General features: G+C 73.0%; 21 protein-coding genes and 1 riboswitch. Of the genes, 15 read left to right on the forward strand and 6 right to left on the reverse strand.

Going from position 1 to position 21939, the window contains the following annotated elements; translation table 11 throughout:
• Nucleotide 1: 1 nt before the first annotated feature.
• The 3 genes from cydB to ACFQRF_RS08765 all read right to left on the reverse strand — a co-directional run bounded on the left by cydB (nucleotide 2) and on the right by ACFQRF_RS08765 (nucleotide 3509).
• Nucleotides 2-1087: a cytochrome d ubiquinol oxidase subunit II gene (gene cydB / locus ACFQRF_RS08755; RefSeq protein ID WP_379870324.1), complete on the reverse strand. Its 1086-nt coding sequence runs from the start codon at nucleotides 1085-1087 to the stop codon at nucleotides 2-4.
• A gap of 12 nt (nucleotides 1088-1099) precedes the next feature.
• Nucleotides 1100-2560, reverse strand: coding sequence for a cytochrome ubiquinol oxidase subunit I (locus ACFQRF_RS08760; protein ID WP_379870325.1), 1461 nt, complete (start codon nucleotides 2558-2560; stop codon nucleotides 1100-1102).
• 286 nt (nucleotides 2561-2846) lie between these two features.
• A complete protein-coding gene (locus ACFQRF_RS08765) occupies nucleotides 2847-3509 on the reverse strand; it encodes a DUF305 domain-containing protein (protein ID WP_379870327.1) in 663 nt (220 codons plus the stop codon).
• Between the two features lie 73 nt (nucleotides 3510-3582).
• On the opposite strand from ACFQRF_RS08765, the gene ACFQRF_RS08770 reads away from it, so the two are divergent.
• Complete coding sequence (locus ACFQRF_RS08770) at nucleotides 3583-4263, forward strand: DUF3105 domain-containing protein (RefSeq protein WP_379870329.1); 681 nt, start codon at nucleotides 3583-3585, stop codon at nucleotides 4261-4263.
• Nucleotides 4264-4348: 85 nt separating this feature from the next.
• Here the strand turns inward: ACFQRF_RS08770 and ACFQRF_RS08775 are convergent, their stop codons facing one another.
• Both ACFQRF_RS08775 and ACFQRF_RS08780 read right to left on the reverse strand, forming a co-directional pair.
• Complete coding sequence (locus ACFQRF_RS08775) at nucleotides 4349-4810, reverse strand: DUF3515 domain-containing protein (RefSeq protein WP_379870330.1); 462 nt, start codon at nucleotides 4808-4810, stop codon at nucleotides 4349-4351.
• Nucleotides 4811-4826: 16 nt separating this feature from the next.
• Nucleotides 4827-5060, reverse strand: a complete 234-nt coding sequence (locus ACFQRF_RS08780; protein WP_379870332.1) for an Lrp/AsnC family transcriptional regulator — start codon at nucleotides 5058-5060, stop codon at nucleotides 4827-4829.
• A gap of 98 nt (nucleotides 5061-5158) precedes the next feature.
• On the opposite strand from ACFQRF_RS08780, the gene ACFQRF_RS08785 reads away from it, so the two are divergent.
• Both ACFQRF_RS08785 and ACFQRF_RS08790 read left to right on the forward strand, forming a co-directional pair.
• Nucleotides 5159-6118: a thiamine-phosphate kinase gene (locus ACFQRF_RS08785; protein WP_379870333.1), complete on the forward strand. Its 960-nt coding sequence runs from the start codon at nucleotides 5159-5161 to the stop codon at nucleotides 6116-6118.
• A gap of 375 nt (nucleotides 6119-6493) precedes the next feature.
• Complete coding sequence (locus ACFQRF_RS08790) at nucleotides 6494-7252, forward strand: cellulose binding domain-containing protein (RefSeq protein ID WP_379870335.1); 759 nt, start codon at nucleotides 6494-6496, stop codon at nucleotides 7250-7252.
• A 143-nt stretch (nucleotides 7253-7395) separates the two neighbouring features.
• On the opposite strand, the gene rpmB is transcribed toward ACFQRF_RS08790, so the two are convergent.
• Entirely contained in the window at nucleotides 7396-7581 is a 186-nt protein-coding gene (gene rpmB, locus ACFQRF_RS08795; protein WP_114396674.1) for a 50S ribosomal protein L28, read from the reverse strand.
• Nucleotides 7582-8001: 420 nt separating this feature from the next.
• On the opposite strand from rpmB, the gene recG reads away from it, so the two are divergent.
• From recG to ACFQRF_RS08855, 12 genes are all read left to right on the forward strand, one after another.
• Nucleotides 8002-10242 carry an ATP-dependent DNA helicase RecG gene (gene recG, locus ACFQRF_RS08800; RefSeq protein WP_379870337.1) on the forward strand — a complete coding sequence of 747 codons (2241 nt, stop codon included), beginning with the start codon at nucleotides 8002-8004 and terminating at the stop codon, nucleotides 10240-10242.
• 122 nt (nucleotides 10243-10364) lie between these two features.
• On the forward strand, nucleotides 10365-10946 hold the full coding sequence (gene rsmD / locus ACFQRF_RS08805; protein ID WP_379870338.1) for a 16S rRNA (guanine(966)-N(2))-methyltransferase RsmD: 582 nt from the start codon (nucleotides 10365-10367) through the stop codon (nucleotides 10944-10946).
• A 98-nt stretch (nucleotides 10947-11044) separates the two neighbouring features.
• On the forward strand, nucleotides 11045-11527 hold the full coding sequence (gene coaD, locus ACFQRF_RS08810) for a pantetheine-phosphate adenylyltransferase (protein ID WP_379870339.1): 483 nt from the start codon (nucleotides 11045-11047) through the stop codon (nucleotides 11525-11527).
• A 200-nt stretch (nucleotides 11528-11727) separates the two neighbouring features.
• On the forward strand, nucleotides 11728-12318 hold the full coding sequence (locus ACFQRF_RS08815) for a YceD family protein (protein ID WP_379870341.1): 591 nt from the start codon (nucleotides 11728-11730) through the stop codon (nucleotides 12316-12318).
• Nucleotides 12319-12473: 155 nt separating this feature from the next.
• Nucleotides 12474-12650: a 50S ribosomal protein L32 gene (rpmF, locus tag ACFQRF_RS08820; RefSeq protein WP_379870343.1), complete on the forward strand. Its 177-nt coding sequence runs from the start codon at nucleotides 12474-12476 to the stop codon at nucleotides 12648-12650.
• A 276-nt stretch (nucleotides 12651-12926) separates the two neighbouring features.
• Nucleotides 12927-13661, forward strand: coding sequence for a ribonuclease III (rnc, locus tag ACFQRF_RS08825; RefSeq protein ID WP_379870344.1), 735 nt, complete (start codon nucleotides 12927-12929; stop codon nucleotides 13659-13661).
• A 5-nt stretch (nucleotides 13662-13666) separates the two neighbouring features.
• On the forward strand, nucleotides 13667-14611 hold the full coding sequence (gene mutM / locus ACFQRF_RS08830; protein WP_379870346.1) for a bifunctional DNA-formamidopyrimidine glycosylase/DNA-(apurinic or apyrimidinic site) lyase: 945 nt from the start codon (nucleotides 13667-13669) through the stop codon (nucleotides 14609-14611).
• A 28-nt stretch (nucleotides 14612-14639) separates the two neighbouring features.
• Nucleotides 14640-14915, forward strand: coding sequence for an acylphosphatase (locus ACFQRF_RS08835; protein ID WP_379870439.1), 276 nt, complete (start codon nucleotides 14640-14642; stop codon nucleotides 14913-14915).
• Between the two features lie 337 nt (nucleotides 14916-15252).
• Nucleotides 15253-15444 carry a hypothetical protein gene (locus ACFQRF_RS08840; RefSeq protein ID WP_379870347.1) on the forward strand — a complete coding sequence of 64 codons (192 nt, stop codon included), beginning with the start codon at nucleotides 15253-15255 and terminating at the stop codon, nucleotides 15442-15444.
• Between the two features lie 423 nt (nucleotides 15445-15867).
• Nucleotides 15868-19419, forward strand: a complete 3552-nt coding sequence (gene smc, locus ACFQRF_RS08845) for a chromosome segregation protein SMC (RefSeq protein WP_379870349.1) — start codon at nucleotides 15868-15870, stop codon at nucleotides 19417-19419.
• A gap of 290 nt (nucleotides 19420-19709) precedes the next feature.
• Nucleotides 19710-19777, forward strand: a riboswitch (cobalamin riboswitch).
• Nucleotides 19778-19889: 112 nt separating this feature from the next.
• Nucleotides 19890-20849: an ABC transporter substrate-binding protein gene (locus ACFQRF_RS08850; RefSeq protein WP_379870351.1), complete on the forward strand. Its 960-nt coding sequence runs from the start codon at nucleotides 19890-19892 to the stop codon at nucleotides 20847-20849.
• Nucleotides 20850-21881 carry a FecCD family ABC transporter permease gene (locus tag ACFQRF_RS08855; RefSeq protein ID WP_379870352.1) on the forward strand — a complete coding sequence of 344 codons (1032 nt, stop codon included), beginning with the start codon at nucleotides 20850-20852 and terminating at the stop codon, nucleotides 21879-21881.
• Nucleotides 21882-21939 lie beyond the last annotated feature (58 nt).

Below are 21939 nucleotides of genomic sequence, written 5' to 3' on the forward strand. Positions count from 1 at the left end.
GCTAGCCGGCGATGGGCGGAACGGGCGGCTCGCTCCGGGCGGCCGGCAGGCGGACGGAGGCGTGCGCGCCGCCCTGGCCGCCGTACGCCGGCGCCGGCTCGATGTGCTCCCGCGTGACCCGGCGGCGGAACACCCAGTAACTCCATGCCTGGTAGCCGATGACCACCGGCAGTGCCACCAGGGTCACCCAGCTGACGACGGTGAGCGTGTAGGGAGCGGAGGCCGCGTTCCACACCGTCAGACTGTGGGCGGGGTCGATGGTCGAGGGCAGCACGTCGGGGAACAGCGCGCCGAACAGCAGCGCCGTGGCCGCGGCGATCGAGGTCGCGGTGGCGGTGAACGACCACCCCTCGCGGCCCCGGGCGGCGAGCAGCACCCCCACGACCAGCGCCCCCGCCGCCAGGGCGGCCAGCGGCGCCGTCCACCCGCCGCCGTGCGCGACCTGTGTCCAGGCCACGAACAGCACGAGCAGCGGCACCGTGGCGACCGCCGTGCGCAGGGCGGCGGTGCGCGCGCGCCGCCGCACGGGGCCGTCGGTCTTCAGCGTGAGGAACACGGCGCCGTGCAGGGTGAACAGCGCCAGGGTGGTGAGCCCGCCGAGCAGCGAGTAGGGGTTGACCAGGTCGGACAGGCCGCCGACCACGATCTGGTCGGCGTCCACCTGAAGGCCCCGCACGACGTTGCCGAACACCACGCCCCACAGCACGGCGGGCAGCAGGCTCCCCACGACGATGGCCTTGTCCCAGGCGGCCCGCCAGCGGTCGCTGTCCACCTTCCCGCGGTACTCGAACGCGACACCGCGCACGATGAGCGCGAGCAGGATGAGCAGCATCGGCAGGTAGAGCCCGCTGAGCATCGACGCGTACCAGGCGGGGAACGCCGCGAACATGGCGCCGACGGCGGTGATGAGCCACACCTCGTTGCCGTCCCAGACCGGGCCGATCGAGTTGATCACCACCCGGCGGTCGACGTTGTCCCGGCCGACGACCGGCAGCAGCACGCCGACGCCGAAGTCGAAGCCCTCCAGGACGAAGTAGCCGGTCCACAGGATCGCGATGGCGACGAACCAGATGACGGGGAGATCCATGGCAGCCCGTTCCTAGTAGACGAAGGCGGGGACGGGGGCGCTGTCGTTGTCGTCGGCGCCGGGGGCGTCGTCGTCCACGGGAGGGACGACGTGCGCGGGCCCGGCCTTGACGTACCGCCACAGCAGGGCGGCCTCGACGACCGCGAGCACCCCGTAGACGGCGGTGAAGACGGTGAGGGACAGCGCCACCTCGCCGAGGCTCACCCCGGGCGACACGCTCTGCGCGGTGAGCAGTTCGCCGTGCACCGTCCACGGCTGCCGGCCCATCTCGGTGAGCACCCAGCCGAAGATGTTGGCGGCCAGCGCCAGCGGCAGTCCGAGGACGGCGGCGTGGTAGAACCACCGGGTCGTGGGGAGCCGCTTGCGCCGGGTGAGCCACAGGCCCAGCGCCGAGAGCAGCACGCTGAACATGCCCAGGCCCATCATCAGCCGGAAGGACCAGTACAGGACGAAGATGTTGGGCGTGTAGTCGCCCGGCCCGTACATCGCCTCGTACTGCGCCTGGAGGTCGTTGATGCCCTCGACGGTGCCGCCGAACTCGCCGGTGGCCAGGAAGCTCAGCACGTACGGGATGTTGATGTCGAAGACGTTGGTGCGGGCGTCGACGTCGCCCACCGCGAACATCGAGAAGTGCGCGGCGTCCTCGGTGTTCCACAGCGCCTCGGCGCCGGCCAGCTTCATGGGCTCATAAGCCGCCGCGAGCTTGGCCTGGTGGTCGCCGGAGTAAACGACGAGCACGCCGGCGATGAGCGTGACGAGCATGCCCAGCCGCAGGGTGCGCCGGAACAGCTCGCGGTCGCCCTTGGGCGGGGTGACGCCGGGCTCCCCGGTGTCGCCGTGCGCGTGGTTGCGCCACAGTTTGAAGGCGCTGACCGCGACCACGAACATGCCGGCGGTGATGAACGCCGCGCTCAGCACGTGCAGGTAGGTGGACCACGCCTGCTCGTTCGACAGCACGGCCCAGATGTCGGTGAGTTCGGCGCGTCCGGTCTCCTCGTTCACCCGGTAGCCGACCGGGTGCCGCATCCAGGCGTTCGCGGCGAGGATGAAGTAGGCGGACAGGTTGGTGCCGATCGCGGCGGCCCAGATGCACGCCAGGTGCACCTTCTTCGGCAGTTTGTCCCACCCGAAGATCCACAGGCCGATGAAGGTGGACTCAAGGAAGAAGGCGAGCAGCGCCTCCATGGCGAGCGGGGCGCCGAAGACGTCGCCGACGAAGCGCGAGTACTCGCTCCAGTTCATCCCGAACTGGAACTCCTGCACGATGCCGGTCACCACGCCCATGGCGAAGTTGATCAGGAAGAGCTTGCCGAAGAACTTCGTGGCCTGGAGGTACTCGTGCCGGCCGGTCCGTAGCCACGCGGTCTGCAGTCCGGCGACGATCACCGAGAGGCCGATCGTCAGCGGCACGAACAGGAAGTGGTAGATGGTGGTGATTCCGAACTGCCACCGTGCGAGATCCAGTGCGTCCATGCCCGCCTCTCCGCGATTTCGGCTCGACGACCGGTAGTACTACAAAGTGTAGTTCTACGCCGTGTAGTAAATCGACGGGGCCGAACGAGGGAGAGGTCACGTCCGGGGGTGTGCGAGCCCCCTGCCGGACGGTGCGGAAGCCGGGCGCCACGGCCCGGTGGGCCGGCTGAGCACCGGCGATGCCGCCACGGTCCGATCGGCCGGGCGGCATCGCAAGTCTGGCGTACTCCGGCATTCCGCGCGAACCGTGCGGGGGAAAGTGAGCGGGAACACGCCGGGCGAGCGATCAGGAGGCGTCGGCCTCGACCCCACGATCCGCGAGCATGCCGGTCATCAGCTCGATCTCGGAACGCTGCGCCGCCGCCATGCCCCGGGCGAAGTCGGTCACGATGGGCTCGCGGCCCAGGCTCGCCGCCGCGTCCGCCATCTCGGCGCCGCCGCGGTGGTGCTCGATCATGAGCTTCAGGTACCGGATCTCGGCGTCCTCGCCGTCCGCCGCCGCGAGTTCGGCCATCTGCTCCTCGGTGGCCAGGCCCGGCATGCTCTCGGGCGCGTCGCCGCCGTGGCCGTGTCCGGCCATCCACGCCATGGGCCGCTGGGCGCCGCGGGCGCCCAGCCCCCACTGCACCAGCCACCCCTGCATGCGCCCGATCTGCGACTGCTGCGTGGTGGCGATGTCCTCGGCCACGATCCGCAGGGTCGGATCGTCGCTCTTCTCCAGGACGGTCATCGACATCTCGACGGCCTGGGCGTGGTGCGCGCTCATGTCCCGCAGGAAACCGGCGTCGGCCGAGTTGTCCAGCGGATAGCCCGGCCGCCCCAGCAGGTAGCCCACGACGAGCGCGGCCGCGACCAGTACCGCGACGAAGGGAATCGGGACCACCCGGCGCGCCGGGCGCGACCCGGTTGATACCTCCGTGCCGTCGCCTTCGTTACTCACGGGAACCATCCTGAAGTATCTGGCGTTTCTGGTGCGTACGCTCCAAATGAGGATAAGTTGACACGGCGATCGGTTGGGGCAAGTGGGTAACAAGTCAACGGAGAGTGCGGCGCAGCGGCGCCGGAAAAAGGCCGAGGAGCGGCGTGCGCAGCGGATCCGTGAGGAGCGGCGCCGCAAGATCGTCCGAACCACCGGTGTCAGCGCCGCCGTGGTGCTCGTGCTCGGCGGGGTCGCTTTCGCCGGTTACATGGAGTACCAGCGCCGCACCGTCGAGGGCCTCCAGGAGTTCGAGGGCCTGACCAACACCCACGTGGAGGAGGACGTCGACTACGAGCAGTCCCCGCCGGTCGGCGGCGACCACCACGCGGCCTGGCAGAACTGCGGCGTCTACACCGAACCGCTGCGCGACGTGCACGCGGTGCACTCCCTGGAGCACGGCGCGGTGTGGATCACCTACCGGCCGGACCTCCCCGAGGAACAGGTCGAGCAGCTGAACGAGCTGTACACCCCGGGCAGCTACGTCGTCGTCAGCCCCTACGAGGGCGACATGCCGTCGCCCATCGTGGCCTCCGCCTGGGGCCGCCAGGTCGCCCTGGACACCCCCGCCGACGAACGGCTCGGCAAGTTCCTGCGCCTCTACGAACAGCACCCCGGCGTCCCAGAGCCGGGCGCGCGCTGCGACGGCGCGGTGGGTATGACCGCCGCGGAGATCGAAGCGGCCGGCGGCGACATCGGCGTCCCCGGTATGGACAACGGAGGCTGACCGTGACCGGGGTGCGGGGCCGTATGCCCCGCGCCCCGTCGCGAGGGCATCGGCTCGGCGGTTCGCCGTCGCGGTGCCGGTGGAGCTAGAGTTCGCCCGCCGGCAGCGCCGGGATCTCGCGGCCGATCAGGCCGCCGATCGCCACCAGCGCCTCGGCCGGTGGAGTGTACGACGGAGGGATCGACAGCTCCACGTACGCCTCGCGTCCCACCGCCGTGTAGAGGTTCGGGCGGTCGGCGGGCTGGGGAAGCCAGGAGATCTCGTTCACCACGGTCAGCTGGGAGTCCGGCCGCAGGCCCTCGGGGCGGGGGACGCCGCAGCGCAGCGCGATCGTCGGCGAACCCCAGGCGGCGACGAACTCCGACTCCGGGCGGACCGGAATCCGTTCCTGACCGAAGAGGGTGCCGGGGACCTGGTCGACCAACGTGCGGCACAGGTCGGCCGCCCGCCCCTGCGGGGCCGGTGCGGGGACCTCCACCTCGCCCGCGGCGCACCCCGCGAGGAGGAACAGAACGGCGAGCGCCCCACCTGCCGCCGCACGTCGCATCAGGTCCACTCCACGATCAAATGTTGACGATCGGACACGTGAGCGTGCGCGCGATGCCGTCGAGGTGCTGGATCCGGGCGACCACGAGCCGCCCGAGCGCGTCGACGTCCTCCGCCTCCGCGCGCACCACCACATCGTAGGGACCGGTGACGTCCTCGGCCTGGGTGACCCCCTCGATCTCGGCGACGTCGCGTGCGACGTCGCCGGCCCGGCCGACCTCGGTCTGGATCAGTATGTACGCCTGCACCATCAACACCCCTCCTGGTTCCGTGCGGCCGCCCGGCCCCGCCCTGCTCCCGGCGGGGGTCTAGACCACTGCACCGCGTGCGCCACCGTACCCTGATGCCTGTGGGGAGCACCATCGGGGATATCGGTGAGTTCGGGCTGATCGCCCGGGTCACTGCACGATTCCCGCAGACGGAGAACGTAATCATCGGGCCCGGTGACGATGCCGCGGTGGTCCGCGCGGCCGACGGGCGCGTGGTCGCGACGACGGATCTGCTGGTCGAGGGCCAGCATTTTCGGCGGGAGTGGTCCGGCGGGCGCGACGTCGGCCACAAGGCGGCGGCGCAGAACCTGGCGGACGTTGCGGCCATGGGCGCCCGGCCGACCGCACTGCTGGTCGGACTGGCCGCGCCGCCGGACCTGGCCACCGCGTGGACGGACGCGCTCAGCGACGGGCTCAACGCGGAGTGCGCGCTGGCGGGCGCGGCCGTGGCCGGCGGCGACGTGGTGCGCTCCGGCACGCTCACCATCGCCGTCACCGCGCTCGGTGACCTTGAGGGCCGCGCCCCGGTACGGCGGGACGGCGCGCGGCCCGGCGACGTCGTCGCCGTGTGCGGAACGCTGGGGCGCTCGGCGGCCGGCCTGGCGCTGTTACGCGCCGGAGCGGACGGCCCGGCCGAATGCCTGGCGGCGCACCGGCGGCCTCGCCCACCGTACGCCGAGGGCCCGCGGGCCGCGGAACTGGGCGCCACCGCCATGCTCGACGTCAGTGACGGGCTGGTCCAGGACCTCGGGCACGTCGCCGCGGCCAGCGGTGTGTCGGTCGCGCTGCGGACCGGCGCGCTGCCGGCGGACCCGGTCCTGGACGAGGCGGTGCGGGTGCTGGCGGAACTCGGGGCGGGCCCGGCTCGCCCGGCCGAGTACATGCTCGCGGGCGGCGAGGACCACGCCCTCGCGGCCACTTTCCCGGCCGAAACCGGGCTGCCGACGGGGTGGACCGAAATCGGGGTGGTCACCGAGGGCGACGGTGTCACGGTCGACGGCGCCGCGCCGGTCCGTGGCGGCTGGAGCCACTTCGGATAGCGGCGGGCCCGTGGGCCCGCCGCCGCGCGCCGTGCCGGCGTCGCTCCAGGTGACCGGGCCGGGGCGCGATCCGTCCGGGTATTGCCCACAAGTCGGATTTGTAGCGACGAATCGCGCTAAGCTCAGGCCGGTTATCATCAGGGGGACCCCGCCCCCGGCCGACGCGGTGACGGACCGTGAACCCACCCCGGCACGTCCGAACGCATCCACCGCACCGGTCGGCGGGAGCAGCGCGGACACGGTGCGCGCGCCGCCGCACCGCACCCCCCCCGGGGCGCCCGGCGGCGTTGTCGGTCTAGTCGGTCAGCGAACCCCTGCAGTACTTCCGGTTAACCTCCCCCAGTTCACGCGACGCGATCGGAAGGCGGAACGGACATGGGTCGGCACGGCGCAGCCGGCGGCGGCCAGCGTGGCGCGCACCGCGCGGAACCGGCGGACAGCGGCCCCATCGCGACCGTGGGCCACGTGCTCGGCAGCACCGTGCCCCGCAAGGTGCGTCCCCCGCGGCTGCTCCGGGTCCTCGTGATCTCGGGCATCACCGTGGGCATGGTGCTCTTCGCCTACAGCACCACCCAGATCTACCTGCGGTTCTCCGACCCCGGAACCCAGCAGATCACCCCGGGCGACCCGGGGGACAGCGGCCGGCTGCCCGCGACGGAGACCAGCCCCCGGCCCTCGGTCTCCCCCGAAGTGGTGGCGAGTCCCGAGACGGAGACCGTCCAGCCCGACTCCGACACGGAACGCGGCCCGGCCGACCACACCGGCAGCGCGACGGCGGAGCAGCAGCCCGTACCCGGCCCGGGCGCCGACCGCGCCACGGACGGCGCCGCTCCGGCGGTCTCCTACGCGATGAACCCCTACTCCGACAACGCGTTCGGCGGCTCGGTCACCATCACCAACACCGGCGACGGCACCCTCTCCTCCTGGGAACTGGTGCTCGGCTTCTCCGACGTCCGGATCGAGTCCGCGTGGGAGGCCGAGTGGGAGCCCACGGCCGACGGCATGGTGGCGCGCCAGCCCGACTGGCGCAGCGGCATCGCGCCCGGTGAGAGCGTCACCGTGAACTTCACCGCCCAGGGACGCCCGCAGTACCCGGCCAGCTGCTCCCTGAACGGTGGCCCCTGCGGGCTGTGAGACCGTCCGCACCCGCCACGCGGCCGCGGACCCGGAGCAGGATCACCGCGCGCCGGCACGGGTGAACGCGGCCCGCGCAACAGCACGAAGCGCCGCGCCCTCAGAGGGCACGGCGCTCGGCGAAGGTCCGGATGGGCCGGTGGTCAGCGGTCGACCTTGCCCGCCTTGATGCAGGACGTGCACACCTGCAGGCGCTTGGGCGTACCGCCCACGCGCGTGCGCACGGTCTGGATGTTGGGGTTCCAGCGGCGGCGGGTGCGGCGGTGCGAGTGGGAAACACTGTTACCGAACCCTGGTCCCTTGCCGCAGACGTCGCAGACGGAAGCCACGGTAACTCCATTCAAGCGCTCGGGGCCCGCGGGCTTACGCGCGCGGAAGAGACCCGAGAGAGGTCTGATGAGCAGGCAGGTCGGCGCGGAGCGCCAACCGTGGAAGCGTACACGACAACGAGCGCGCCCCACCACGTGCGCCGGGGGCGCCGCACTCGGCCGGCCACGAGGCGGGCCAGAACGCGTGCACGTCCTCGTCCGGAACCGTGAGGTCCCGGCATCCGGCCGGGAACCGGGCCAGCCGGTCCCCAGTACGAACGCTCCGCCCAGTATAGCCCGGTCGGGCGGTGCCTCGGCCGTCCGCCGCGGGAGGCACGTCGGCGCCCGCGCCGCACGACCGCGGCGATTCGCCCGCGTCCGGTGCGGGGAAGGGGCTTCTAGGATGCTCACAGGCCAGGCAGGAAGCAGGGGGACAATCCAGTGACGACGTTGGACGAACCGCTGCGCAGGACGCTCGGCGACCGGACGGCCAAGAAGCTCGCCACCGCCCTCGACCTGCACACCACCGGCGACCTGCTCCGGCACTACCCGCGCCGCTACGCCACCCGGGGCGAACTGACCGACCTCGCCGGACTGGCCGAGGGCGAGCAGGTCACCGTGATGGCCGAGGTCTCGCGGGTCAGCAACCGGCGCATGCGCAACCGGCGCGGCAGCCTGCTTGAGGTCGTCGTCACCGACGGGCGCGGCCGGCTCACCCTGACCTTCTTCAACCAGCAGTGGCGCGAACGGGACCTGGTGCCCGGCCGGCGCGGGCTGTTCGCGGGCAAGGTCTCCACCTACCGCGGCCACCGCCAGCTCGCGCACCCCGAGTACCAGCTGTTCCCGGCCGACGCCGGTGACGGCGCCGCCGAGGACCGGGCGCGCGCGTTCGCCGAGGAGCTGATCCCGGTCTACGCCGCCACCGCCGATGTCGCGTCCTGGAAGATCGCCCAGTGCGTCGGCATCGTGCTGGACCAGCTCGACGACCGCACCGCCGACGCCGACCCGCTGCCGCCCGAACTCCGCGCCCGCCACCACCTGCCCGGCCTGCGCACCGCCTACGAGGGCATCCACCGCCCCGGAGACTCCGCCGACATCGGCCGTGCGCGGCGCCGCCTCAAGTGGGACGAGGCGTTCGTGCTGCAGGTCGCGCTCGCCGCCCGCCGCCGCCAGGCGCAGGCGCTGCCCGCCCGCCCGCGCCCCCGGCGGGCCGGCGCGCTGCTGGACGCCTTCGACGCGGCGCTGCCGTTCACCCTCACCGAGGGCCAGCGCGAGGTGGGCGAGACCATCGCGGCCGATCTGGACTCCACCCACCCCATGCACCGGCTGCTCCAGGGCGACGTCGGCGCGGGCAAGACGCTCGTCGCGCTGCGGGCGATGCTGCAGGTGGTCGACGCCGGAGGCCAGGCCGTGCTGCTCGCCCCCACCGAGGTGCTGGCCCAGCAGCACCACCGCTCCATCACCGCGATGCTCGGCCCGCTGGCCGAGGGCGGCCGGCTCGGCGGCGCCGAGCACGCCACGCGCGTCGCGCTCCTCACCGGATCGCAGGGCGCCGCCGCGCGCCGTGAGGCACTGCTGGACGCCGCGTCGGGCGCGGCCGGCATCGTCGTCGGCACGCACGCCCTGCTCCAGGAGCACGTGTCCTTCGCCGACCTCGGCCTGGTGGTGGTCGACGAGCAGCACCGGTTCGGCGTCGAGCAGCGCGACGCGCTGCGCGAGAAGGCCGCCGACGGCCGGCCGCACGTGCTCGTCATGACCGCCACCCCGATTCCGCGCACGGTCGCGATGACCGTCTACGGCGACCTCGACGTGGTCGCCCTCACCCAGTTGCCGGCCGGCCGCGCGCCGGTCGCCACGCACGTCGTGCCCGCCCAGGACAAGCCGCACTTCCTCGCACGCGCCTGGGAACGCGTCCGCGAGGAGGTGGGCCAGGGCCGCCAGGTCTACGTCGTCTGCCCGCGCATCGGCGGCTCCGTGCCCGATCCCGCCGACGCCGACGAACAGCCGTCGGGCGCGGACGCCCCCGAGGACACGACCGCCGTCCCCGACGAGTCCGCGGGTGCGGGGCGCCCCCCGCTGGCGGTGCTCGACGTCGCCACCGAACTGGCCGAGGGGCCGCTGGCCGGACTGCGGGTGGCCGCCCTGCACGGCCGCCTCGCGCCCGACGAGAAGGACGCCGTCATGCGGCGCTTCGCCGCGGGCGAGATCGACGTGCTCGTCGCCACCACGGTCGTCGAGGTGGGCGTGGACGTCCCCAACGCCTCGGTCATGGTCATCATGGACGCCGACCGCTTCGGCGTCTCCCAGCTCCACCAGTTGCGCGGCCGCGTCGGGCGGGGCAGCCTGCCGGGGCTCTGCCTGCTGGTCACCGACACCCCGGAGGCCGCCCCGGCGCGGGAGCGGCTCGCGGCGGTGGCGGCGACCACCGACGGTTTCGAGCTGTCCCGGGTCGACCTGGAGCAGCGCCGCGAGGGCGACGTGCTCGGAGAGGCGCAGTCGGGGCGGCGGTCCTCGCTGCGGCTGCTCACGCTGCTCCGGGACGAGGAGCTGATCCGCGAGGCGCGGGAGGAGGCGGCGGCGTTCGTCGAGGCCGATCCGGACCTCACCGCCCATCCGCCGCTGGCCGCCGCGCTGGGCGAGCTGCTCGGCGAGGAGCGCGCGGAGTTCCTGGAGAAGACCTGACCGAACCCCGCCGCCGCGGCGGACGCCGGGCCGGCGCCCGGGCGCGTTCCCGGCGGCGCGGCACGTCCTAGGCTGGACGCACGTCCAGCGTGTCGCGGCAGCAGGAGAGGCCACAGCCAGTCATGACCCGGATCATCGCCGGTACCGCGGGCGGGCGCAGGCTCGCCGTCCCGGAGGGGCGTACCACCCGCCCGACGAGCGACCGCGCCCGCGAGGCGCTGTTCGCCTCCGTGCTCTCCGAGCTGGGGTCGCTCGACGGGCTGCGCGCACTCGACCTCTACGCGGGCTCGGGCGCGATCGGGCTGGAGGCACTGTCCCGCGGCGCCGCGCACGTGCTCCTGGTGGAGTCGGACCGGCGGGCCGCCGCGGTGATCCGGCGCAACATCGACGCGCTCGGCCTCGCGGGCGCGGAACTCGCCGCCGACCGGGTGCGCCGGGTCCTGGACCGGGGTCCGCGGGGCGGCGGATATGAGCTGGTCGTCGCCGATCCGCCGTACGCCATGGCGGCGGCGGAGATCGACGAGGTCCTGGCGTTGCTGCGCGATCGGGGGTGGCTCGCACCGGACGCGCTGGTGGTCGTCGAACGGGCCAGCCGGGACCCGGAACTGCGCTGGCCCGAGGGGTACGAATCGGGCAGGGTACGTCGTTACGGCGAGGCGGCGCTTTGGTACGGTCGCGCAGCGAGCCTCCACGATCGGGCCTGATCATCTGGGCACAATTCCCCTGAGACCCCTCAGAGGGGACAGCACGCGGTCCCAGAGGCGGCTCGCTGTCCGCAGGCCGCCAGAGAGGATGGTGCACCGTGCGCCGAGTCGTCTGTCCGGGGTCCTTCGATCCTGTCACCAACGGCCATATCGACATCATCGGGCGCGCCGCCCGGCAGAACGACGAGGTGATCGCCGCGGTGCTGACCAACGTCAGCAAGCGGGCGCTGTTCAGCGTGGAAGAGAAGCTCGACATGCTGCGCGCGTGCACCGGCGACCTCCCCAACGTCACGGTCGCGACGTTCGACGGGCTGCTGGTGGACTTCTGCCGGAAGAACGACGTGACGGCGATCGTGCGGAGCCTGCGGTCGGTCAGCGACTTCGACTACGAGCTGCAGATCGCGCAGATGAACTACCAGCTCTCCGGTGTGGAGACGCTGTTCATGACCGCGAACCCGCAGTACTCCTTCCTCAGCTCCTCGCTGGTCCGCGAGGTCGCCCAGTACGGCGGCGACGTCAGCAGCCTGGTCACCCCCTACGTGCAGGAGCGGCTGCGGGCCAAGTACGCCGCGCGCGGCTGAACCGCCGGTCTCCGCCGTGCTGATTTGGGACGGATCGACCGCTGTCGCTAGACTGAAAACTTGACTGTGCTCATCGGTCCACTGCCCTGACGGCTTCCCAGCCGCGCCGGCGCGTCCGTGAGCCGGTCTCCGCAGCCATCGACCGATGGCGGTCAGCCGTCGCCGCCGCGCAAGCGGAGGCGAGTCCCACCGAAAGCGCGATGACCCAGCCTCGTCCAGACTCCCGTGCCCCGCTCGTGGTCGACACCCGGCCGCTGGGCCGACGACCCGGTTCAATGCGGACCGAGCAGCGGGTCGTGCCCAACCCCGGCGCCCTCGCGGTCGGGATGACCGGTGTACCCGAGGACGGCGAGATCGAGCTCGACCTCCGGCTGGAGGCCGTCATGGAGGGCGTGCTCGTCACGGGACAGGCGCGGACCCGCATGGCGGGCGAGTGCTCGCGCTGCCTGGACCCGGTCGCCGAGCCGGTCGAAGCCGGGTTCCAGGAGCTCTTCCGCTACCCGCTGGACGACGAGATCGGCGGCGTCGCCGCCGGGGCGGAAGCCGACGCGGAGGCCGAGGATGAGGACTACTATCTTGAGGGCGACCTGATCGACCTTGAGCAGGTGGTCCGCGACGCCGTCGTGCTCGCGCTGCCCCTCTCGCCGCTGTGCCGGGACGACTGCCCCGGCCTGTGCGCCGAGTGCGGCGTGAAGCTCGCGGACGCCGGTCCCGAGCACGGTCACGATGACCGCGTCGACCCCCGGTGGGAGGCGCTGCGGGCGCTGGGCGAGGAGCCCGGCGACCGATGAGTTCGTGTTCCCGAACGCGGTCTCCCCGCTCCGGCGGGGCCGACCACCGCGCCCCCTCGCGGGGCGGTTCCCAGGAGCATGGCGCCCCGCACCCGCGGGGGTGACCCGAGAAAGTGAGGCTCCCGCGCCCGCGGGGGTGACCCAGGAGGATTGAAGTGGCCGTCCCGAAGCGGAAGATGTCGCGGAGCAACACCCGCACCCGCCGTTCCCAGTGGAAGGCGTCGCGCCCGGTGCTCGTCACGTGCCCGCGGTGCCGCGACCCGAAGCTCCCGCACGTCGCGTGCCCCACGTGCGGCACTTACAACAACCGCCAGGTCACCAACCCGGCGTAACACGGACAAGGCGGGCTCAGTCACTGAGCCCGCCGTTCGTCTGTTCACCGCAGAGTCCCGCTGTCCATCTCGCAAACCCTGGCCGATTCGGGCACAGCCCGAGGCCGTGGTGGCCGCCGGGGAGGGTTCCCTCCGCGACGCTCACCTCGCCCTCGGATCGAGCGTCCCCGGCCGGCCGTCACAGCGCAGTCGTGTCCGACCCCGGCGGGTCCCGTGGGACCGCGTCGGCCCGTGCGGCGATGGCCGCGCGGGGCAGATGAGGGATGTGATCGTCGAGTGGCCACCCAGCTGTCCGCGACCGAGGCTCGCGAGTTCTATCGCGCCATCGGGGTCGAGCTGGACCCGAAGGTCCTGGCTCGCGCGCTCACGCACCGGTCCTACGCCTATGAGAAGGGCGGCCTGCCCACGAACGAGCGCCTGGAGTTCCTCGGCGACTCCGTGCTCGGGCTGGTCGTCACCGACACCCTGTTCCGGGAACACCCGGATCTCCCCGAGGGCCAGCTCGCCAAGCTGCGGGCCGCCGTCGTCAACATGCGGGCCCTCGCCGACGTCGCGCGCGGTCTGGGCATCGGCCGCTACATCCGCCTGGGCCGCGGCGAGGAGGGTACGGGTGGCCGGGACAAGTCCTCCATCCTCGCCGACACGCTGGAGGCGATCATCGGCGCGGTCTACCTCGACCGCGGCCTGTCGGAGGCGTCCCAGCTCGTGCACCGGCTGTTCGATCCGCTGATCGCCACCGCCTCCGGGCTCGGCGCCGGACTGGACTGGAAGACCTCGCTGCAGGAGCTGACCGCGTCCGAACTGCTCGGAGTCCCCGAGTACCACGTGGACGAGAGCGGCCCCGACCACCAGAAGACGTTCCGCGCCACCGTGCGGGTCGCCGGCCAGAGCTACGGCTCCGGCGAGGGCCGCAGCAAGAAGGAGGCCGAGCAGCAGGCGGCCGAGTCGGCGTGGAAGGCCATCCGCGCCCACGCCGAAGCGGCGCGGGAGCAGGCCGGCGAGGGGGCGTAGCCGCGATGCCCGAGCTACCGGAGGTCGAGGTGGTCCGGCGCGGGCTGGATCGCTGGGTCACCGGCCGCGCCATCGGGGCGGTGACCGTGCTGCACCCGCGCTCGGTCCGGCGGCACGCGCCGGGGGCGACGGACTTCGCCGGCCGGCTCGCCGGGCGCGCGGTCACCGGAGCGCACCGGCGTGGCAAGTACCTGTGGCTGACCCTCGACTCCGGGGACGCGTTGCTGGCGCACCTCGGCATGAGCGGCCAGTTGCTGGTGCAGCCGCCCGCCCAGGCCGCCGAACGCCACCTGCGCGTGCGGCTGCCGCTGACCGGGACCGCACCGGCCGGGCCGCCGGCGGAGGCCGGGCGGCCGTCCCCGGACGAAGGCGCGGCCGGGACGGTGACCGCCGGTCTCCTGGAGCTCCGGTTCGTGGACCAGCGCACCTTCGGCCACCTGATGGTCGACACACTGGTGTCCGATGACGCCGGCCGTGGGCTGCCCAGTGTCATCCGGCACATCGCACGCGACCCGCTCGACCCGGCGTTCGACGACGACGCGTTCGCCGCCGCGCTGCGCCGCCGGCGCACCGGGATCAAGCGCGCCCTGCTCGACCAGTCGCTCGTCAGCGGCGTCGGCAACATCTACGCGGACGAGGCGCTGTGGCGGGCGCGGCTGCACTGGACGCACCCCACCGAGACCCTCGACCGCGAGCGCGTCGACACCGTGCTGGCCGCCGCCCGTGACGTGATGCGCGCGGCGCTCGCCGAGGGCGGCACCAGCTTCGACAGCCTGTACGTCAACGTCAACGGCGAGAGCGGCTACTTCGCGCGCGGTCTGCGCGCCTACGGGCGGCGGGACGAGCCGTGCGAGCGGTGCGGCACGCCCATTCGGCGCGAGGTGTTCATGAACCGCTCCTCGTTCAGCTGCCCGGCCTGCCAGCCCGCACCGCAGGGCGCGCGGTGCTGAGCCGCGGCACGCCAGACTGGAGGCGATGATGAACGACGTCCGGCTGACCGCCTGGGTGCGCGGCCACGTGCAGGGGGTCGGTTTCCGCTGGTGGGTCCGGGCGCGAGCCCTGGAACTCGGACTCGCCGGGGCGGCCACCAACCTCGCGGACGGCCGGGTCGAGGTCGTGGCGGAGGGGCCGCGGGACCGGTGCGAGCGCCTGCTGGGGTTGCTGCGCGGTGGTGAGACACCGGGCCGCGTCGAAGCGGTGGTGGAACGTTGGACGAACTCGGGGGGTTCCTACTCCGGTTTCGTCGAACGGTGAGTATCCTGTAAGGGCAACGCGGTCCGTGGGCTGTCGCCCGCTTGCGTCCCTGTTGTCGTGCGCGGTCATGCGCCAGGAGTTCTCTGCAGTGTGACACGCGTGCAGGACGCGGCGGAGCTGCCCCGATGACGGAGCGTGCGATGTGACCTGCCCGGTTACTGTCTGTAACACCTGTGTTCTGTTCAATCTTGACCAGCGACTCGCATGGTGAGAGCCTGGAAGGCAAACCGCGTGCCTTTTCTTCTCACGATCTGTCAGGGGCAGATACGTCCCCTCGCTCGTGATGCACACCTGCGCGTTCACAAATCTGGTCGCTCAATGTGGAGGGCCCAAAATCATGGCGAAGGCTCTGTTCGGCCACGTCGGCGGTCCTGACCCGCGAATGGTTCAGGAAATGCGACGGCTGCAGCAGCGAGTACGCGACCTGGAGGACGAGATCGGCCGACTTCAGGCGCAGAACGACCAGCTTTCCTCGGCAGTCGCCGATGTCGCAGTCAACGCGACCGACCGCGAGCCGGCACTCGCCTGAAACTCGGCGAACGGCGGACCGACTCCGTACACCCGTCTGGATGAAGGGGCGCCCGCACCCGCACCGGCGTCCCTTGGCGGGCAGCGCCGACTGGGGCCTTGATCCGGTCCCTTTCGTGTGTTGACCCGATGATGATCGAGGATTTACCCCGGGCCGGTTCACGGCAACCCTCGGCGCACCGACCTTTTTCGGCGGAGAGTGACGACCAGCCGTCCGGCCCACGCCCCTCGCGCACCCCTTCCCCCCGGAATCTCCCATCGCGGCCGGCCGGCCGAGTCCTCACCTTGCCCGTGCCACGGAGACGGCCGAGATGACGCACCGGCGGGCCGGAGCGCGTTCGGCCTGCGCCGACGGCGAGATCATGGCACCCTTACCGGGAAGCGGGACGACCTTGGGCGCACGTGGGGAGGGGACGCCGGCACCGTGTACCTGAAGAACCTCACACTGCGCGGATTCAAGTCGTTCGCCTCGGCGACCACACTGCGTTTCGAGCCGGGCATCACCTGTGTCGTCGGGCCGAACGGCTCGGGCAAGTCCAACGTCGTCGACGCGCTGGCGTGGGTCATGGGCGAGCAGGGCGCCAAATCCCTGCGTGGCGGCAAGATGGAGGACGTCATCTTCGCCGGGACGTCCTCCCGCGCCCCCCTCGGCCGCGCCGAGGTCAGCCTCACCATCGACAACACCGACGGCGCGCTGCCGATCGAGTACTCCGAGGTCACCATCCGGCGGACGATGTTCCGCAACGGCGGTTCGGAGTACGCCATCAATGGCGACACCTGCCGGCTGCTGGACATCCAGGACCTGCTCAGCGACTCCGGCATCGGCCGGGAGATGCACGTCATCGTCGGGCAGGGCCAGCTCGACACCGTCCTGCACGCGGGCCCGGAGGAGCGCCGCGCCCTCATCGAGGAGGCCGCCGGCATCCTCAAGCACCGCAAGCGCAAGGAGAAGGCCCTGCGCAAGCTGGACGCGATGCAGGGCAACCTCAACCGGGTGAGCGACCTCACCGCGGAGCTGCGCCGCCAGCTCAAGCCTCTCGGCCGGCAGGCCGAGATCGCCCGGCGGGCCGCGGCCATCCAGGCCGAGCTGCGCGACGCGCGGCTCCGGCTGCTCGCCGACGACATCGTCACCCTGCGGGAGCGCCTGGAACAGGAGGAGGCCGACGAGGCCGAGGTGCGCCGCCGCCGGTCCGCCGCCGAACGCGCCCTCGCCGACGCCCAGGAGCGTGAGACCCAGCTGGAGACCGCCGCGGCCGAGGCCGCGCCGCTGCTCTCCCGTGCTCAGGACGCCTATCACGGTCTGTCCCGGCTGACCGAACGGCTGAACGGTGTGGCCGGACTCGCGGCCGAACGGCACCGTAACCTGTCCGGCGACGTCGAGGAGGAGCGGCGCGGGCGCGACCCCGAGGAACTGGAGCGCGAGGCTGCCGAAGTCCGCGCCCAGGAGGAGGAGCTGCAGGAACAGCTCGATGAGGCGCGTTCCCGGCTGGAGGAGGTCGTCGCCGAGCGCGCCGCCACCGAGGCCGCCCTGGAGCAGGAGGAGCGGCGCATCGCCGCCGCCGCCCGGGCGGCCGCCGACCGGCGCGAGGGGCTGGCGAAGCTGCGTGGCCGCGTCGAGGCGCTGCGCAGCCGGCTGGCGGCCAGTGAAGACGAGGTCGAACGGCTGCGCGAGGCCGCCGCCGACGCCGCCGAACGCGCCGAAGCCGCCCGGGTCGAGCACGAACTCGCCGAAGCCGACTCCGCCGACCTGGACGTGGGCGACGCCGAGCTCGACGCCGCACACGACGGCGCCCGGCACGACCTCGCCGCCGCGGAGGCCCGGCTGAACGAACTGCGCGACACCGAGCGGGCGGCCGAACGCGAGCGCGCCGCGCTCGCGGCGCGCAAGGAGGCCCTGGAGCTCGGCCTGAATCGCAAGGACGGCGCGGGCGCCCTGCTCGCCGCCGCCGACCGCCTCCCCGGGCTGCTCGGCTCGGTTGCCGCACTCGTGCAGGTCGAGCCCGGCGCCGAGACCGCGATCGCGGCCGCGCTCGGCGCCGCCTCGGACGCCGTCGCCGTGACCGGCGCGGCCGCCGCCGACACCGCGCTCGCGCTCCTGAAGGACGACGACGCCGGCCGCGCCGCCATCATGGTCGGCGCGCCCGGCGCCGCCTCCGGCACCGGGGCGCCCCCGCCGCCCCCCGACGGCGCCCGGTACGCGCTCGACGCGGTCATCCCGCCCCCGGAACTGCGAGACGCCGTCGCCCTGCTGCTGCACGACGTCCTCCTGGTCGAGGACCTCGCCGCCGCCCGGCACGCCGTGGCCGACCGGCCGGGCGCCCGCGCCGTCACCCGGGACGGCGACGTCGTCTCCGCGGCGCTCGTGCAGGGCGGTTCCGCCTCGGCGCCGAGCCTGCTGGAGGTGCAGGCGGCGGTCGCCGAGGCCGCCGAGCGGCTGGAGGAGGCCACCGACGCCTGCAAGCGCGCCGCCGCCGAGCTCGCCGAGGCCAAGGCGGAGCGCGCCCGTGCCGCCACCGCCGTCGACGAGGCCGCGGCCCGCCGTCGCTCGGCGGACCGGCGGCGCAACGAGATCGCCCAGCAGCTCGGCAAGCTCGGCGGCCAGGCGCGGGCGGCCGCCGCCGAGGCCGAGCGGTACGCCGCGGCGGTCGGCAAGGCCGCGCAGGGCCGCGAGGCCGACCTCCAGCGGCTCGCCGACCTGGAGGACCGGCTCGCCCAGGCCGAGGCCGAGCCGGTCGAGGACGATGACCCCGACACGGGGTACCGGGACGAGCTCGCCGAGAACTCCGCGCACGCCCGCGCCGCGGAGATGGAGGCCCGGCTGTCGGTGCGGACCGCCGAGGAACGTGCGCGGTCCATCGCCGGTCGCGCCGACTCGCTGCTGCGTGCCGCGGCCAACGAACGTCAGGCACGGGAGCGCGCCGCCCGCCGCCGCGCCCAGCGCGCACGGCAGTCCCGGGTCGCCCGCGCCGTCGCCGAGGCCGCCGGCGAGGCGCTGGAGCGCATCGCGGTCTCCCTGCAGGCCGCCGACGCCGAACGCCGCGCCGCCGAGGAGGCCCGCGCCGCTCGCGACGCCGAGCTGAAGACGGTCCGGTCGCGGGTCCGCGAGCTGTCGGTCGAACTGGAGAAGCTGCTCAACGTCGTGCACGGCAGCGAGGTGGCACGGGCCGAGCGCAAGCTGCGCCTCGAACAGCTGGAGACGCGGGCGGTAGAGGAGTACGGCGTCGACGTGGCGACCCTGGTCGCCGAGTACGGCCCGCGAGTCCCGGTCCCCCCACCGCCGGACGCCGACCCGGAGGAGGGCGTCGCGGTGCCCTTCGTCCGCTCGGTCCAGGAGAAGCGCGCCCGCACTGCGGAACGGCAGCTCGGCCAGCTCGGCAAGATCAACCCGCTGGCGCTGGAGGAGTTCGCCGCCCTTGAGGAGCGGCACGCCTTCCTCACCGCGCAGCTGGAGGACCTGAAGAAGACCCGGCGCGACCTGCTCACCGTGGTCAAGGAGGTGGACGACCGGGTCCAGGAGGTGTTCGCCTCGGCGTACGCCGACGTGGAACGGGAGTTCGCGGGCATCTTCGGCCGTCTCTTCCCGGGCGGTGAGGGGCGGCTGGTGCTGACCGAGCCGGACGACATGCTCACAACGGGCGTCGAGGTCGAGGCCCGCCCGCCGGGCAAGAAGGTGAAACGCCTGTCCCTGCTCTCGGGCGGCGAACGATCCCTGACCGCGGTGGCCTTCCTCGCCGCCATCTTCAAGGCGCGCCCGTCCCCCTTCTACGTGATGGACGAGGTGGAGGCGGCGCTCGACGACACCAACCTGCAGCGCCTGCTGGTCATCTTCGAGGAGCTGCGGTCCACCTCCCAGCTCATCGTCATCACCCACCAGAAACGCACGATGGAGGCGGCCGACGCGCTGTACGGCGTGACGATGCAGGGGGACGGGATCTCCCAGGTGATCAGCCAGCGGCTGGACCGGAAGGCGGGGTAACGGCGCGGCCCGGTCAGCGCGGCGGTGCGTGCGGACGGAAACCGATTGCTCCAAGCCCCGTGGACGCGGGAATGACCCGCTGTCAGCGGTGGGCAGAACCGGCAGCGCCCCCAAGCCCCCCGATGGGTGGAAACCCATCCGGTCGGTGGCCCGGTAGTGCTCGGCCGGCCGGTGGATCCTGCCAACCCGCCCCCGCCTCCTTTCGCCGATCACGCCACTCGTAAAGTGGACGGGTTGCCGCAGCTCGGGCCGTGACTCCCGAGCCGGCACGCGGGTTCGAGGGAGCGAAGTCCGGTGTGAATCCGGCGCTGTCCCGCAACTGTGACGCCCGCCGTCGAAGACGGCGGGACGAGCCAGGTCGCCTCCTTCGGGTTCCGACGATCGCTGTCCTCGTGGGAAGGGCAGTCCGTCCCCACCGGACTCCGGACTTCCCCCTACGCCCCTGGCCGTACCTGGATGTAAGGAGTCCCGTGCGCGTGCCACGCCGTCTGCTCGCCGTCCCTCTGTTCGCCGTCCTCGCCGTCTCCGGCTGTGCGTCCTCCGCCCCGGAGGAGTCCGAGGCCGCCGCGCCGTCCGAAGGCTTCCCCGTGACCGTCACCGACGCCCGCGGTGAGGTCACCCTCGACGAGGCGCCGCAGCGCATCGTGTCGCTGTCGCCGAGCGGGACCGAGATCCTGTTCGCCGTCGGTGCGGGCGAGCAGGTGGTCGCCGCCGACGAGTACTCGAACTACCCCGACGAGGCCCCCACCACCGACCTGTCCGGCTTCACTCCCAGCGTGGAGGCCGTCAGCGAGCACGATCCCGACCTCGTGGTGCTCGCGCGGGACGCCGAGGAGACCGCGTCGCAGCTGGACCAGCTCGGCATCCCGGTCCTCGTGCTCCCCGCGGCCGAGAGTCTGGACGACAGCTACGAGCAGCTGCGGCTGCTCGGCTCGGCGACCGGGCACGCGGACGAAGGCGCGGCCGCCGCCGAGGAGGTGGAGGGGGCGCTCGACGAGATCGTCGCCGAGACCCGCGACCGGCTCGGCGACATCGACGCCAGCTATTACCACGAGCTGGACCCCGGTCTGTACTCGGTCACGTCCGGCACCTTCGTCGGCCAGGTGTACTCGCTGTTCGGGCTGCGCAACATCGCCGACGAGGCCGCCGACACCGCCGGTGGTTATCCGCAGCTGTCGGCCGAGTTCGTCGTGGAGCAGGATCCCGACCTGATCTTCCTCAGCTACCCGGGCGAGGAGGCCGCGCTGGTCGCCGACGTGGCGGACCGCCCGGCGTTCGACACCATCACGGCCGTGGAGAACGGGGACGTGGTGCGGCTCGACCCCGACACCGCCTCCCGCTGGGGGCCGCGCGTGGTGGACTTCGCCCAGGACGTGGCCGACGCGCTGCTGGCCGCCGAGGGCGGCGCGGACGCGGAGGAAGCCGCGTAGATGCGCGTCCGGCGGTCCGGTGGGCCGTGGCTGCTGGCCGGCGCGTTCGCGCTGGCCGTGGCGATGCTCCTCGGCGTCGCCGCCGGTGCGGCCGACATCACCCCCGGCGCCATCCTCCGTGAGCTCGTCGCGGCGCTGCCGTTCGGCGTCGAGGCGCCGCTGAACGAGCGGCAGCGCGCCGTCCTGCTGCAGTTGCGGCTGCCGCGCGTGGTCATGGGGGCGCTGGTCGGTGCCCTGCTCGCCGTGGCCGGTGCCGGGTACCAGGGGGTGTTCCGCAATCCGCTGGCCGACCCCTACCTGCTGGGGGCGGCCGGTGGCGCCGGGCTGGGGGCGACCCTCGTGATCGTCTACGCGCCCGCCCTGAGCCTCGGCCCGATGCGCGCGGTGCCGCTGGCCGCGTTCGCCGGCGCGCTGCTCGGGGTGGCGGCCGCCTATCTGCTGGGCAGTACCGCCGGGCGTGGCGGCACCGCGGGACTGGTGCTCGCGGGCGTGGCGGTCTCGTCGTTCCTCTCGGCGGTGCAGACGCTGGTGCAGCAGTTCCGCATCGAGGAGCTGCAGCGGGTCTTCGCCTGGATTCTGGGCGGCCTGGGCCGGGGCGGCTGGGACGATGTCGTCCTGGTCGCGCCCTACGCGGCCGTGGCGGTGCTGGTGCTGCTCGGCTGCGGCCGGCTGCTCGACCTGCTGGCGCTGGGCGACGAGAAGTCGGCCAGTCTCGGTCTCAATCCGACCGCCGTGCGGCTGGTGGTGATCGCCGCCGCGTCGCTGGCGACGGCCGCGGCCGTGTCGGTCAGCGGGCTGATCGGTTTCGTCGGCATCGTGGTGCCGCACATCGTGCGGCGGCTGGTCGGGAACGACTACCGCCGCGTCCTGCCGATGTCGCTGCTGGCCGGTGGCGCGTTCCTGGTCATGGTCGACATCGTGGCGCGCACCGTGGTGGCTCCGGCGGAGCTGCCCATCGGCGTGGTGACGGCGTTCGTCGGCGCGCCGTTCTTCCTCCTGGTGCTGCGGGCCACGCGGCAGCAGCACGGCTGAGGCCGGCGGCAGCGGGGTGAGACCACGTCGTGTCCCTCGTCTGCAAGACTGGAAACGC

Origin of the sequence: Marinactinospora rubrisoli (genome assembly GCF_042664915.1) — a bacterium.
GTDB classification, from domain to species: Bacteria; Actinomycetota; Actinomycetes; order Streptosporangiales; family Streptosporangiaceae; genus Marinitenerispora; species Marinitenerispora rubrisoli.

What these genes read in the sequence shown, in the direction of transcription:
- ACFQRF_RS08760 (WP_379870325.1), bottom strand. Translation starts at nt 2,560, where the DNA reads ATGGACGCACTGGATCTCGCACGGTGGCAGTTCGGAATCACCACCATC.
- rsmD (WP_379870338.1), top strand. Translation starts at nt 10,365, where the DNA reads ATGACCCGGATCATCGCCGGTACCGCGGGCGGGCGCAGGCTCGCCGTC.
- ACFQRF_RS08840 (WP_379870347.1), top strand. Translation starts at nt 15,253, where the DNA reads ATGGCGAAGGCTCTGTTCGGCCACGTCGGCGGTCCTGACCCGCGAATG.
- ACFQRF_RS08765 (WP_379870327.1), bottom strand. Translation starts at nt 3,509, where the DNA reads ATGGTTCCCGTGAGTAACGAAGGCGACGGCACGGAGGTATCAACCGGG.
- ACFQRF_RS08835 (WP_379870439.1), top strand. Translation starts at nt 14,640, where the DNA reads ATGAACGACGTCCGGCTGACCGCCTGGGTGCGCGGCCACGTGCAGGGG.
- ACFQRF_RS08775 (WP_379870330.1), bottom strand. Translation starts at nt 4,810, where the DNA reads ATGCGACGTGCGGCGGCAGGTGGGGCGCTCGCCGTTCTGTTCCTCCTC.
- ACFQRF_RS08780 (WP_379870332.1), bottom strand. Translation starts at nt 5,060, where the DNA reads ATGGTGCAGGCGTACATACTGATCCAGACCGAGGTCGGCCGGGCCGGC.
- ACFQRF_RS08855 (WP_379870352.1), top strand. Translation starts at nt 20,850, where the DNA reads ATGCGCGTCCGGCGGTCCGGTGGGCCGTGGCTGCTGGCCGGCGCGTTC.
- cydB (WP_379870324.1), bottom strand. Translation starts at nt 1,087, where the DNA reads ATGGATCTCCCCGTCATCTGGTTCGTCGCCATCGCGATCCTGTGGACC.
- mutM (WP_379870346.1), top strand. Translation starts at nt 13,667, where the DNA reads ATGCCCGAGCTACCGGAGGTCGAGGTGGTCCGGCGCGGGCTGGATCGC.
- ACFQRF_RS08815 (WP_379870341.1), top strand. Translation starts at nt 11,728, where the DNA reads ATGACCCAGCCTCGTCCAGACTCCCGTGCCCCGCTCGTGGTCGACACC.
- ACFQRF_RS08790 (WP_379870335.1), top strand. Translation starts at nt 6,494, where the DNA reads ATGGGTCGGCACGGCGCAGCCGGCGGCGGCCAGCGTGGCGCGCACCGC.